The sequence below is a fragment of the Methylobacterium sp. 1A genome (assembly GCF_058072805.1).
Genome location: NZ_JBYQVE010000001.1, coordinates 195,635 through 208,390 on the forward strand (window position 1 = coordinate 195,635; position 12,756 = coordinate 208,390).

Annotated in this window: 13 protein-coding genes; 6 read left to right on the forward strand and 7 right to left on the reverse strand. The window is 71.4% G+C overall.

Annotated features, from left to right (window positions below):
- Positions 1–34: 34 nt before the first annotated feature.
- Positions 35–2,701, reverse strand: a complete 2,667-nt coding sequence (locus ACX9MN_RS00960) for an MMPL family transporter (RefSeq protein WP_489725199.1) — start codon at positions 2,699–2,701, stop codon at positions 35–37.
- A 620-nt stretch (positions 2,702–3,321) separates the two neighbouring features.
- Here ACX9MN_RS00960 and hpnH point away from each other — a divergent pair.
- Positions 3,322–4,485, forward strand: coding sequence for an adenosyl-hopene transferase HpnH (hpnH, locus tag ACX9MN_RS00965; RefSeq protein WP_020095300.1), 1,164 nt, complete (start codon positions 3,322–3,324; stop codon positions 4,483–4,485).
- A gap of 77 nt (positions 4,486–4,562) precedes the next feature.
- On the opposite strand, the gene ACX9MN_RS00970 is transcribed toward hpnH, so the two are convergent.
- From ACX9MN_RS00970 to ACX9MN_RS00985, 4 genes are read right to left on the reverse strand one after another with little or no spacing between them, the layout of a single operon-like run.
- Positions 4,563–5,183 carry a GNAT family N-acetyltransferase gene (locus tag ACX9MN_RS00970; RefSeq protein WP_489723532.1) on the reverse strand — a complete coding sequence of 207 codons (621 nt, stop codon included), beginning with the start codon at positions 5,181–5,183 and terminating at the stop codon, positions 4,563–4,565.
- A gap of 34 nt (positions 5,184–5,217) precedes the next feature.
- Positions 5,218–6,000, reverse strand: a complete 783-nt coding sequence (locus tag ACX9MN_RS00975; RefSeq protein ID WP_489723533.1) for a hypothetical protein — start codon at positions 5,998–6,000, stop codon at positions 5,218–5,220.
- Between the two features lie 23 nt (positions 6,001–6,023).
- The gene (locus tag ACX9MN_RS00980) at positions 6,024–6,224 is read right to left on the reverse strand and encodes a hypothetical protein (RefSeq protein WP_012317969.1); all 201 of its coding nucleotides are present in this window, start codon (positions 6,222–6,224) and stop codon (positions 6,024–6,026) included.
- Complete coding sequence (locus ACX9MN_RS00985) at positions 6,221–7,270, reverse strand: hydantoinase/oxoprolinase family protein (protein ID WP_489723534.1); 1,050 nt, start codon at positions 7,268–7,270, stop codon at positions 6,221–6,223. Before ACX9MN_RS00985 ends, ACX9MN_RS00980 begins: the two co-directional genes overlap by 4 nt.
- A gap of 9 nt (positions 7,271–7,279) precedes the next feature.
- Between ACX9MN_RS00985 and ACX9MN_RS00990 the strand changes: the two genes are divergently transcribed.
- Both ACX9MN_RS00990 and leuD read left to right on the forward strand, forming a co-directional pair.
- Positions 7,280–8,011, forward strand: coding sequence for a HisA/HisF-related TIM barrel protein (locus ACX9MN_RS00990; protein ID WP_489723535.1), 732 nt, complete (start codon positions 7,280–7,282; stop codon positions 8,009–8,011).
- A gap of 69 nt (positions 8,012–8,080) precedes the next feature.
- On the forward strand, positions 8,081–8,683 hold the full coding sequence (gene leuD, locus ACX9MN_RS00995; RefSeq protein ID WP_020095295.1) for a 3-isopropylmalate dehydratase small subunit: 603 nt from the start codon (positions 8,081–8,083) through the stop codon (positions 8,681–8,683).
- Between the two features lie 72 nt (positions 8,684–8,755).
- Here leuD and ACX9MN_RS01000 read toward each other — a convergent pair whose 3' ends face one another.
- The gene (locus ACX9MN_RS01000; protein WP_489723536.1) at positions 8,756–9,427 is read right to left on the reverse strand and encodes an O-methyltransferase; all 672 of its coding nucleotides are present in this window, start codon (positions 9,425–9,427) and stop codon (positions 8,756–8,758) included.
- A gap of 92 nt (positions 9,428–9,519) precedes the next feature.
- Between ACX9MN_RS01000 and ACX9MN_RS01005 the strand changes: the two genes are divergently transcribed.
- A complete protein-coding gene (locus ACX9MN_RS01005; protein WP_489723537.1) occupies positions 9,520–10,173 on the forward strand; it encodes a TetR/AcrR family transcriptional regulator in 654 nt (217 codons plus the stop codon).
- A gap of 48 nt (positions 10,174–10,221) precedes the next feature.
- On the opposite strand, the gene ACX9MN_RS01010 is transcribed toward ACX9MN_RS01005, so the two are convergent.
- Positions 10,222–10,563, reverse strand: coding sequence for a carboxymuconolactone decarboxylase family protein (locus ACX9MN_RS01010; RefSeq protein ID WP_020095292.1), 342 nt, complete (start codon positions 10,561–10,563; stop codon positions 10,222–10,224).
- Between the two features lie 171 nt (positions 10,564–10,734).
- On the opposite strand from ACX9MN_RS01010, the gene ACX9MN_RS01015 reads away from it, so the two are divergent.
- Positions 10,735–11,949: a lytic murein transglycosylase gene (locus tag ACX9MN_RS01015; protein ID WP_020095291.1), complete on the forward strand. Its 1,215-nt coding sequence runs from the start codon at positions 10,735–10,737 to the stop codon at positions 11,947–11,949.
- Entirely contained in the window at positions 11,946–12,329 is a 384-nt protein-coding gene (locus tag ACX9MN_RS01020) for a RidA family protein (protein ID WP_489723538.1), read from the forward strand. The genes ACX9MN_RS01015 and ACX9MN_RS01020 overlap by 4 nt, the downstream gene beginning before the upstream one ends.
- Positions 12,330–12,756: the final 427 nt, after the last annotated feature.

The window sequence follows — 12,756 nt, forward strand, 5'->3', positions numbered from 1 at the left end:
GCGCCGGCCGCGACCGGCCGGCGCTGCTCGGCTTCTACTTGGCGGGCACCGGATCCTGGTGCGGGACGGACTTGCGCAGGGCCGCGCCGGCCGCCTTCTCGGCTTCCGGACGATCCTCGTCGGGCTGCTCCGGCGGCTCGCCGAGGGTCGCCGGAACCACGAAGAACGCCGCCACCAGGGTGAAGAACAGCGACAGCGCCAGCAGCTTGCCCATGCTGGCCGTGCCCGGATGGCTCGACAGGACCAGCGACCCGAAGGCGCTGCCCGTGGTCAGCGCCGAGAAGAAGATCGCCCGGGTGAGGCTGGAGGCGAGCATGTCGGTCACGCCCGCCCGCCACGCGATCACGTAGTAGATGTGGAACGCCACGCCGACCGCGAGCATCAGCGGCAGGGCGATGATGTTGGCGAAGTTCAGCGGCATGCCGACGATGCGCATCGCCATCAGCGTCCAGAGCGTCGCGATCACCAGCGGGCCGAGGGTCATCGCCACGTCCCACGGCTTGCGCAGGGCGACCGAGAGGATGACGAAGATCAGCACGAAGGCCGTCACCGCCGCCTGCACGAAGGCGCCCAGGATCGTGTAGCTCGACTGCGTGGTGGCCACCGGCGCGCCGGTCGCGTGCGGGGCGACCTTCAGGACCTCGTCCGAGAACCGGCGGAGCACCGTGTCGTCGTTCGAATCGCCCTTCGGGTGAACCTCGATGCGCGCCCGTCCGTCCGCCGCCACCCAGTCGGCCTTCAGCTGCGGCGGCAGGTTGTCCAGCGTGATCTTCTCGGGATGCAGCAGGTCGCGCAGGCGGGCGAGCAGCGGCACCAGATCCTTGGTGAGCGCCACCGAGGCCGCCTCGCGCAGCTGCACCGGTCCGGCGGCGAGCTTGTCCAGGGTGCCGGCGAGCTGCTTGGCCTCCTGGGCGCCCTTCGCGTCGCCCTTGGCGTCGGCCGAGAGGCCGTTGAGCGCCGCGGCGGCGTCCTTGAGCGCCTTGACGTTGTCGGCGTCGGTCGGCGGCGGCGGGCGGCGGCCGGGATTGAGCACCGGATCGAGCAGCTGGGCCGTGTCGGCGATCTGGGCCAGCTTCTTGTCCTGATCCCGCGGCACGAAGGTGTCGATGCTGTTGACCGAGGCGGTGACCGGCAGGGCCAGGAGCGTCTTCGACAGCGCCGGCACCTCCGCGACGCTGGGCGCCAGCACGTCGATGAAGTTCGGGCTGGTCTCGGGATTCTTGATCAGGTCCAGGTAGGTCGCGATGGACTGCGTCTTGGCGCTGCGCAGGTGCATCGGGTTCGAGTCGAACGGCAGGTGCCAGAGGAGCGGCGCGCCGGCCAGGGTCAGGACGCCGACGCCGATCAGGATCGGCTTGCGGTGCCGGATGATCCACGGGTCGACGCCGACGAGCCACTCGGTCTGGACCGCCGCCTTCTCGCCCACCGGCTTGAACACCGCGATCAGCGCCGGCAGCAGGATCAGCGAGAACAGGAAGGCCACGATCATGCCGACGCCGGCGATCAGGCCCAGCTCCGAAACGCCGCGGAAGGCCGTGGGCAGGAAGGCGAAGAAGCCCGCCACCAGCGACACCGCGGCGAGCGTCAGCGACCAGCCGACGCCCCGGGCGGCGGCGCGGATCGCGCTCTCCAGCGTCGGCTGCTCGTAGCGGTCGGCCCGGTAGCGCACCGAGAACTGGATGCCGAAATCGATGCCGAGCCCGACGAACAGGGCCGCGAAGGCCACCGAGATCGGGTTCAGCTCCTTGACCATGATGAGGCCCAGGGCGGCCGTGACCACGAGGCCCGCGAAGGTGGTGATGATCACCGCGCCGACGAGCTTGCCCGAGCGCAGGGCCAGCCACAGGAACAGCACGATCGCGCCGACGATGATGCTGTTGTTGAGGCCGGCATCCTCCGACAGTGTCGCGAACTCCTCGTCCGCCACGGCCACCGTGCCGGTCAGGCGCATCCGCAGGCCGTTCTGGGCGTCGATCCCGAGATCCTTGGCGACGTTGCGGATCAGCTTGGTCGCTTGGTAGCCGGGCTCCAGGGCGTTGAAGTCGAGGACCGGCTGGATCACCACGAACTTCATCTTGTCGGTGACGCTGGTCTCACCCCCCGAGAGGAGCTCCTGCCAGGACAGGCGCGCCCGCTGACCCGCCAGCACCTTCTGCAGGGTGGCGTCGATCTGCCCCATGGGCTTCTCGAGATCCTCGATCTTGGCCTCGCCGCTCTTCACGCCGCGCGCGCCCAGCGTCAGCACCCGCATGATACCCCGCAGCGACGGGTCGGCCGCGAGCGGCCCGAGCAGACCCTGCTGCTGGGTCAGCGCCTCCAGGGTCTTGTCGAGGTCCGCCTGCGACATCAGCAGCAGGCCGTTCTTGTTGAAGAACGGGCCGCCGTCGGGCCGGTAGACCGTCTCGATCAGGTTCTTGTGCGCCGTGAGCGCCTTGGCGAGGTTGGCGGCCGCCTCCTCGGTCTCCTCCGGCGTCTCGCCGTTGATGACCGCGACGATGGTGTTGCTGCGCTGCGGGAACGCCTTCTCGAAATTGATCTCGTCCTGCCGCCAAGGCTCCTTCGGGTCGATCAGCCGCTCGACGTCGGTGTTGATTCGGAACAGGTGCGCCGCGACTCCGAGGCTCGCGACCGTGAGGAACGCCGTGAAGGCGATCACGATCCACCGATACCGCACCGAGAACGCGACGAGACTTTCGATCACGAGCACCCTGCCTGTTCGCATCGGACGCGCCCCGTGCGCGACCGGCTCCTGCCATCTGTCCGGTCCGAACCCGGGCCACCGACACGGGCGGGCTCAGGGCTCCGCCGCGCGACGCTCCGCGATTCGGCCGGGTGCGCATCGGGTTCGAGGAACGCCACGCCGCCCGATCCGAGCGCGCCGCGCGCGCCCGGCACCCGACTGATTGCGCCCGATGCGGTCCGCGGTCGGGACACCCGCCGCGGGCCGGGACTTGCATCGCGGCCACGAGGCTCAGTAAAGAGGGCGATGCCAGATTGCAACGCGGCCGCCGTGGCGCGCATCCCGCGCCCGCCCGTGTGCGCTAGCGCACGGCGTTTCTGGCGCGGCCACCCGAATCGTGGGATTCCGGTCGTATTGCCGACGCAATGCACGTGCTGTCCTCGACGATCGGGCGCGTCCGCCCACGGGCTCCGCACGCGCGGTTCATGTGGCGCCGTTGCGTCAGGCACGGAATAAGATGTCATCGCCCCGCCGAAACGGGGTCATTTCAGATTAGTTCCAAGCTAGATCGCTGGAATTCGAGATTTTTTCGCGTTAAGCACCCCGATGTCCCGGGGCCGACGAAGTAAGGAGCCGCAATCTTGGGTATCCCCCTCCGGTACGTCGCGAAGATCGGCGGCTACATCCTGAAGCAGCACCTCACGGGCCGCAAGCGTTACCCGCTTGTGATGATGATGGAGCCGCTGTTCCGCTGTAACCTGGCCTGCGCCGGCTGCGGCAAGATCGACTACCCGGACGAGATCCTGAACAAGCGCCTCCCGGTCGCCGACGCGCTCGAATCGGTGCGCGAGTGCGGCGCCCCGGTGGTGGTGATCGCCGGCGGCGAGCCGCTCCTCCACAAGGACCTGCCGCAGATCGTCGAGGGCATCATCGCCCAGAAGAAGTTCGCGATCGTCTGCACGAACGCGCTGCTCCTCGAGAAGAAGATCAAGGAGTACAAGCCGAGCCCGTACTTCACGTGGTCGATCCATCTGGACGGCGACAAGGAGATGCACGACCAGTCGGTGTGCCAGCGCGGCGTCTACGACAAGGCCGTGGCGGCGATCGCGAAGGCCAAGGAGATGGGCTTCCGGGTCACCATCAACTGCACCTTCTTCAACAATTCCCAGCCGGAGAAGATCGCCGACTTCTTCGACAGCGTGACCCGGATGGGCATCGACGGCATCACCGTCTCCCCCGGCTACGCCTACGAGCGCGCCCCCGACCAGAAGCACTTCCTGAACCGCAAGGCGACGAAGGACCTGTTCCGCGGCGTGTTCCGGCACGGCAAGGAGAAGGGCCGCGAGAAGTGGACCTTCCAGCAGTCGGGCCTGTTCCTCGACTTCCTGGCCGGCAACCAGACCTACCACTGCACCCCTTGGGGCAACCCGACCCGCACCGTGTTCGGCTGGCAGAAGCCCTGCTACCTGCTCGGCGAGGGCTACGCGGCGACCTTCAAGGAGCTGATGGAGACCACCGACTGGGACGCCTACGGCACCGGCAACTACGAGAAGTGCGCCGACTGCATGGTCCACTCGGGCTACGAGGCCTCCTCGGTGGTCGATTCGGTCCGCAAGCCCTGGAAGCCGCTGGTGCACGCGATCCGCGGCATCAAGACCGAGGGCGAGATGGCCCCCGAGGTCAGCCTGGAGAACCAGCGCCCGGCCGAGTTCGTGTTCTCGCGCAACGTCGCGCAGAAGCTGTCCGAGATCAAAGCGGCCGGCGTCGACACGAAGCAGGAAGCCCGCAAGCGCACCGCCGCCTGACCGGCGCGCGCGACTGACGACACGAGACCCGCGGCCGCGAGGCCGCGGGTCTCTTCGTGTCCGGACCCCACGGCGCCTCAGCCGAGCCGCGGCACGTGCGGGGCGCAGTCGCGCGGCAGGGTCCCGTCGAGCCGCGGATCGGGCGCGACCTCGACGTGGATCGCGAAAGGAACGAAGCCGGAGCGCCGGTAGAAGGCGAGCGCGCCGGGATGGTCCAGCGTGCAGGTATGCACCCAGAACCGCGCGATCGGGCGCGCCCAGGCCTGGCCGATCGCCGCGTTCATCAGCGTGCGGCCGATCCCGGTACCGACCGCGTCCCCGGTCAGTCCGAGGAAGACCAGCTCGCAGGTGCCGGGCCGGCGGAAATCCAGTTCCAGCATGCCGACGTTCCGTCCCTCCCGCCGCAGCGCGAGGATCTCGACATCCCGGTCGGCCAGGATCGCCGCCAGCGCTTCGTCGGCCAGGGTGAGGCGCGAGAACCAGAGCCAGTCGGCGCCCACCGCCCGGAACAGGCTCCGGTAGGTCTCCGGGTCGGTGCGTTCCAAGGGCTCGAGGGCGAGCCCGGGCGGGAACGGCCGTCCCGGACGCGGGGGCGGCGGGCGCAGCATCTCCAGGCTGGTGACGATCGTGGCGAGATGGCCGGGCGGCACCGCCGCGTAGCCCGGTGTGAGGGTCGGGATTCCCGTCTCCGGCAGCATTGATCCCCTCCGCGGTCGCCTCGGCGCGGCCCGGTCACGCGGAAAGCGGGCGCCGCCGCGCGACCAGCCACGGCAGCACGCAGGCCGCCGACACCGCGATCGCGGCGGCGTAGGCCGCGACCGGGTCGATCCGCCCGAGCAGCAGGTGCACGCAGACATAGAAGGCCAGCACGCCGAACGCGCCCTGGGCGCTGCCGCGCACCACGTCCAGGGCGGCGCCGACGCCGTCCTGCGCCCGGGCGAAGACGATGAGCGGCCAGGAGATGATCGGGATCGGCGCCAGGACGCCGCTCAGGCCGGAGCCGAGATGCGGCGCCAGCCCCGAGACCATCAGGACCAGGGCGGTGGCGGCCGCGAGCCGGGCCGGCATGTCCCAGCGCGGCGGGCGCGCCCGGCGGACTGGCGATTCGGTCCCCGCGGCCGGCCGGCACAGGGCGACCACCAGGGCCATCGCCGGCAGGTCGATCGCCGTGGCGAGCCACAGGCCGGGCTGGATCACCCCGTGCAGCAGCGCGCCGCCGAGGACGAAGCCCGCGAGGGCGAGCAGCGCGGCCGCGAGGCCCCCCGTCCGCGGCGCGGCGACGGCGTAGACGAGGTAGCTGACGGTGACCGCGCCGAGCCCCTCCACCGAGCCGATCGCCGCGTCGGCGGCGAAGCGCTCGCCCTGCTCGGCGGCGAGGTAGACCGAGATCGGCGCCGAGGTCAGCGGGAGGCCCGAGAGCAGGCCGCCGACGAGGCTGCCCCACCGGCGCGCGGCCGCCGACACGGCCCACATCAGGGTCGGCGTGACGACGATCTTGGCGGCGATCAGGCTCATGGCGACCGGCGGTTCCCGGGGCCTCAGGCCGCCTGGGGCGGCCCGTCATCCTCCGGGTCGGCGGGCGAGTTGAGGATGTCCTCGAGCTCGTCGACCAGCCGGTCGACCTGGTCCTCGGTGGCGAGCACCTTCAGAACCTCACCGGTCTCCGTCTCGACGGCCAGCTCGATATGCGGCCCGACCCGGGCCGTCAGGATCCGGGCCAGGATCTTGATTGCGCTCATGCGAGTGCCTCCTCCGCGGCGATGAGGCCGACCGCCACCGCCGGTCCACAGGTCGAGATGCCGTCGCGCGCGCCGCCGATCCGGTCCGCCAGCAGCGTCACGAGTGGTGTCGAGGGCCGGCCGAGACGCTCGGCGAGGCGGGCGCCCACGAAGGCGCCGGCGCCGCACAGGACGAGGGGCGCGTCCGCGCCGATGTCGGGCCGGCTGAGGATCTCCGCCGCCGCGTCGTGCAGCAGGCGCAGCTGCGCCTCGGCGAAATGGGCGGCGAGCGCCGTCCAGGCCGCTCCGGGCGCCTCCGCCCGGTCCCGCCCGACGATCCGGGCGAGCCGGGTCTCGCTCTCGGCGACCGTCTTGCCCTTGCGGTCGCCGCTCGGCTGCTGGTCGGCGCCCTCGGGGAGCTGGCCGAGGATGCGGTAGACGTCCGCCATGTGGGCGAAGGTCTCGGTCATCAGCCGGGTCCGGCGGCCCGCGAAGGGGGCGTGGTCGGAGAGGGCGATCACCGGCGTGCGCACCGCGCCGGTATAGACGAGCTCGCCGGTCTCCAGCCGCTCGGCGTCGCTGTAGCCGGTCGCGGCCGCCTGCCCGCCCACAACGGGAATCAGGTCGGCGGTGGTCGAGCCGATATCGACCAGCAGCGCGTCCGGGACGTGCCGGCCGGCGAGCGCCGCGGTGGCGTGCCAGTTGGCCGAGGCCACGTCCGCCGACAGGGACGCGGCCCTCTCGGGGGCGACGAGGCCGGAGCGGCCGGCGTAGATCCGCACGGTCCCGGCGAGGTGCGACCGGGCCCATCCGGCGAGCGCCGCGACGCCGTCGCGCCGGTCGGCGAAGCAGTCGGTCAGCTCGCCCGTCATGGTCACGGCGTGCAGGGCCGCGCCGCGGGCCCAGTCGGGGGCGGCCTCCAGCGCCCGGTCAAGGGCCGGCAGGCCCTGCCAGAGCGGGCACGGCACCTGGGCGGCGGCCGCGACCCGGCCGTCCTCGACCAGGGCGACCTTGACGTGGACCCCGCCGAGGTCCCACCCGATGGTCGTTGGGTTTGATGAGCGCATGGGACCGCGATGAGCGCCTCGATGGACCACAGGATCGGGCGCCCCGGCTTCGCGGTGATCCCGGTGCTCGATCTCCGGGGCGGCCGCGTGGTGCGGGCGCGCCGGGGCGAGCGCTCCTCCTATGCCCCGATCGAGACGCCCTTGGCAAAGGGCTCGGCGCCGGACGCGGTGGCCCGCGGGCTGGTCGACGCGTGGCCCGCCGCGATCCTCTACGTCGCCGATCTCGACGCGATCATCGACCGCGCCGCGCCCGATCTCCGCGCCCTGGAGGCGATCGCCCGCGCCTGCCCGGGGATCGCCCTGTGGGTCGATGCCGGCTTCGCCGAGCCGGAGGGCGTCGCGGCCTTCCTGGAGGCCGGGCTCGGGCGACCGGTGATCGGCAGCGAGAGCCAGGCGGATGCCGACCTCTTGACGCGGCTCGGCGACCGGGCGGTGTTCTCCCTCGATACGCGCGGCGCGGAGCGGCTCGGCCCGGCGGCCCTCCACGACGATCCGGCGCTCTGGCCGCCGGAGGTGATCGCCATGACGCTGGCGCAGGTCGGCGCCGGGGCCGGCCCGGACCTCGCGGTCCTGGGAGCCCTGCGCGCGCGGGCGCCGGATCGCCGTCTCTACGCGGCGGGCGGCGTGCGCGGCCCGGACGACCTGCGGGCGCTCCGGGCGGCCGGGATCGCCGGGGCGCTGGTCGCCTCGGCCCTCCACGACGGCACCCTGTCCCGGGCGACGGCGCCCGACCTCGCCTGACGCTTCCGGCCCGGGCCCGCGGCTGCTAAACCGCGCGACAGAGAGACCACCGACACGAGCCGTCAGACGATGGAAAAGTTCACCACCCTGGAGGGCGTCGCGGCGCCTCTGCGGACGATCAACGTCGATACCGACCGGATCATCCCGGCGAAGTACCTGAAGACGATCCGGCGGACCGGCCTCGGCAAGAGCCTGTTCGCCGAGATGCGCTACCGCGAGGACGGCTCCGAGAACCCGGACTTCATCCTCAACCAGCCGGCCTACCGGAACAGCAAGATCCTGGTGTGCGGCGACAATTTCGGCTGCGGCTCGTCCCGGGAGCACGCGCCCTGGGCGCTGGCCGATTTCGGCATCCGCTGCGTGATCTCCACGAGCTTCGCCGACATCTTCTTCAACAACTGCGCGAAGAACGGCATCCTGGCGATCGTCGTGTCGCCCGAGGATCTGGAGAAGCTCTTCGAGGACGCCGAGCGCGGCGCGAACGCCACCCTGACGGTCGACCTGGCGGCGCAGACGATCCGGGGACCGGACGGCGGCACCCTGCATTTCGACGTCGACGAGGGCCGCAAGCACAACCTGCTGAACGGCCTCGACGAGATCGGGCTGACACTGGAGCGCGTCTCCTCCATCGACGCCTACGAGCAGAAGCTCGCCCAGCGCGAGTGGGCCTGAGCGACCGGACCCGCGTCCCGACGGCGGTCGCGTCGCGCTGAGGCGACCACCGGTCCGAGTCCAGGGCCTGCCTCACCCGAGCCGCATGGACAGCTCCACGTCCTCGGCGAACGGCACCGACAGGTAGCCCCGGCTCGGCGCGCGCACGCGCTGCAGGTAGTCCGGGCTGTGGTCCGCGTTGTCGGCGACCACCAGGGCCCCCGGTCCGAGGCGACTCTCCACGAGGCTCAGAATCTCCGGATAGAGCCCCTTCGCCCCGTCGAGGAGTAGCAGGTCGACCGAGTCGGGCAGGTCGAGGCCGAGGGTCTGGAGGGCGTCGCCCTCGCGGAACTCGACGAGGTCCGCCAGCCCGGCCTCCATCAGGTTCGCCCGCGCCCGCACCACCTTGGACGGCTCGAACTCGCAGGTGATCAGCCGGCCGCCGCCGTTGTCGCGCAGGGCCGCGGCGAGGTGCAGGGTCGAGAGACCGAAGGACGTGCCGAACTCGACGATCGTCCGCGCCCGGCGGGTTCGCGCGAGCATGTAGAGCAGACGGCCGGTCTCCCGCGAGACCGCGAGGGGCATATCCTTGAGCCGGCTGTAGAAGTCCCGGTAGCCGGTGCGGCTGCCCATGAGGCGCGCCCGCTCGTCCGCCGAGAGATCGCCGATGGCGCTCAAGGGTGAGGAGGCCTCCGCCTGCGCGAAGAGACTGTCCAACAGCGACGCGATACGCGGTTCGGCGAGTGTGGATGCTGAGAGTGACATGGCGTTGCTTTCCGTCTTGCGCGTTCAACTGAACACGACGCAGAGTACCGGCGCCCCCTGCCCGCGCCTATTCGCGTTCCGAGCCCTGCCCCATGCCCGACCGGCCAAGTCTCGGAATCTCCAGGCGAAAGCAGCCCCGGCAGGCGCGCTCCAGCGACCTCGTCGCGGCCGTTCTGGAGGCCGCCGCTCAGGTTCTGGCGGAGGTCGGCGCGGCGCGCTTCACGACGGCGCGGGTCGCCGAGCGCGCCGGCGTCAGCATCGGCTCGCTCTACCAGTACTTCCCCAACAAGGCGGCGATCCTGTTCCAGCTCCAGAGCGACGAGTGGCGGGACACGAGCGCCCTCCTCGCCGGCATCCTGACGGATCCCGCTTGCGCGCCCGGCGAGCGCCTGCGCGCCACCGTCCACGCCTTCGTGCGCTCGGAATGCGCGGAGGCCGCGATGCGCCGGGCCCTCGACGCGGCCGCCCCGGCCTATCGCGACGCGCCCGAGGCCGCGGAGCCGCAGCTGGCCGGCTCGCAGGCCTTCCGCGACTTCCTGCGCGCGGCGCTTCCCGCGGCGCCCGAGACGGACTTGGCGGTCGCGGGCGAGATCATCGCGATGACGCTCGGCGAGGTCGGCGAGCGCATCTCGGAGGTGGTCCGGACCGAGGCGGCCATGACGACCTTCGCGGACGCCCTGGCCGACATGCTCTGCGCGTATCTGGACCGCCTGGGCAGCCGAGACCGGGCCGGCGCGCCGTCCTGAAGACGAGCCTCGGCCCGGCGAACCGGACATGGCTCTATCCCGGTCGGCTCAGCCGGACTCGCCGGTGAACGCCTCGAAGGCGCGGGCGGTGTAGACCAGGGCGGCGCCGGCGTTCAGTGCCACCGCCACGCCCAGCGCCTCCACGACCTCCTCCTTGCTCGCGCCGGCCTTGCGGGCGGCGTCGGAATGCACCGCGATGCAGCCGTCGCACCGGGTCGTGACCGCGACCGCGAGGGCGATCAGCTCGCGGGTCTTCGCGTCCAGCTTGCGCTCGGTCGGGGCCGCCGCGGCGAGCTGGTCGTGGGCCTTGAGGAGGTCCGGGCTCACCGCACCGATGCGCCCGAGCGTGCTGACGAGCTCGGCGCCGTACTGATTCCAGTCCTTCATCATGCGTCCCGTCTCCCTGTTCGTTGACCCGACCGGCGATGCGCCAGTACGGGACCAACCTACCGGTTGGTAGGTGGCAGGGTCAAGACGAGGCGGGTTTCCTCACCGTTCGTTAACCCACATGTCGCCTGAATCCGCGCCCAGACTCCGTTCCGCATCGTGAGGATCGTCAGCATGCCGAAGCACCCGACGGGACCGAGGACGGCGCGCGCGCTCGGGCTGCTCGCCGGCATCGCGGTCCTGCCCCTGGCGAGCCTGCCGGCGCGGGCCGATTTCGACAGCTGCCTCGCCGGCATCCAGTCGCAGGCGGCGGCGGCGGGCGTCTCGGCGCAGACCTTCCGGGCCGCCACGAGCGGCATCGGCTACGACGACAAGGTGATCGAGCTGTCCCAGGCGCAGCCCGAGTTCAAGACGCCGATCTGGGACTACATGGCGGCGCTCGTCGACGACGAGCGGGTCGAGGACGGGCGCGCGGCCATGCGCCAGAACGCGGCGGCGCTCGCCCAGGCCGAGTCGCGCTACGGGGTCGACCGCTACACGATCGCGGCGGTCTGGGGCGTCGAGTCGAATTTCGGCAAGAACCTCGGCAAGATGCCGCTGGTGCAGTCCCTGGCGACGCTCGCCTGCTCGAACAACCGCCGTCGGGACTTCTTCCGCGGCGAGCTGATCGCCACCCTGCGGATCATCGAGCGCGGCGACATCGCGCCGGAGCGGCTGACCGGCTCCTGGGCGGGCGCCTTCGGCCAGACCCAGTTCATGCCGACGACCTATCAGCGACTCGCCGTGGACGGCGACGGCGACGGCCGGCGCGACGTGGTCGACTCCGTGGCCGACGCCGTCGCCTCCACCGCCAACTTCCTGCGCGTCGCCAAGTGGCAGAACGGTCAGGTGTGGGGCTACGAGGTGAAGCTGCCCCGCGGCTTCAACGTCGGCGCCGCCGGGCGCAAGAACAAGAAGCCGGTCGCCCACTGGGCGTCGCTCGGCGTCACCCGCGCGGACGGGCGCCCGCTCTCGGGCGAGGGCCCGGCCGGGATCCTGGCGCCCGCCGGCATCGACGGACCGGCCTTCCTGGTGACCCGGAACTTCGACGCGATCTACTCGTACAACGCCGCCGAATCCTACGGCCTCGCCATCGCGGTCCTGTCCGACCGGCTGCGCGGCCGGCCCGGCGTCCAGGCCGCCTGGCCGACCGACGACCCGCCCCTGTCGCGGGCCGAGCGCCGCGACCTCCAGACCCGGCTGGCCGCCCGCGGCTACGACGTCGGCGAGCCGGACGGTAAGGTCGGCCAGAAGACGCGCGACGCCATCAAGGACGTCGAGCGCCGGCTCGGCATGACACCGACGGGCCGCGCCGGCGGCAAGGTTCTGGAGGCCCTGCGCGGCGGATGAGCCGGCGGCTGATCACGTCGGGGTCCCCGTTCGAGCGGGATTACGGCTACTCCCGGGCGGTGGTCGACGGCGACACCGTCTACCTGTCCGGGACGACCGGCTACGACTACGCCACGATGACGATGCCCGACGGCGCCGCCGCGCAGGCCGAGGCCTGCTGGCGCACGATCCGTTCGGTCCTCGCCGAGGCCGGAACCGGCCTCGCCGGCGTCCTGCGCGCCACCTACTACGTCACCGACCGGGACGATGCCGAGGCCGTGCTGGCCGTCTGCGGGCGGGTGCTGGCGGAAGTCCGGCCCGCCGCCACGATCGTGGTCGTGGCGGGCCTCCTGCGCCCCGAGATGCGCGTCGAGATCGAGGTGACCGCGCGGATCGGCTAGACGCCTGTCCCGCTCCCGATCGCGCCGTCTCCGCGCCGTTCCGTCGGGCCGCGGCGCCACTCCGATCCGCAGATGACGTCATCCCCATCGTGCCCGAGCTCTGCGTGCAAGAGAGCGGCTCGATCCCGGTCATTCGGGCTGGTCGGGCGTGGCCCCGCGCCACGGGCCCGATCTCAGGTTCTGCTCGCCGACTGACGGCCCGCTCCTGCAGCCGGCGCAGACCGCGTCGCGAGCGACCGCTTCCTCGCCCGCCCTGCGCGCCTGAACCGCGTGTCTTTCAGATCTCGATCCAGATCTGCGAGATCAAGTTGACATGCGAGCTCAGATTTATCAGGCCAAACCGCAGCATCGACGAGCTTGTCGATCTCGCGGAACGTATTATGATAAGATTTTTTTTGAGTAAAAATCTATCACGTCGGATGATGTC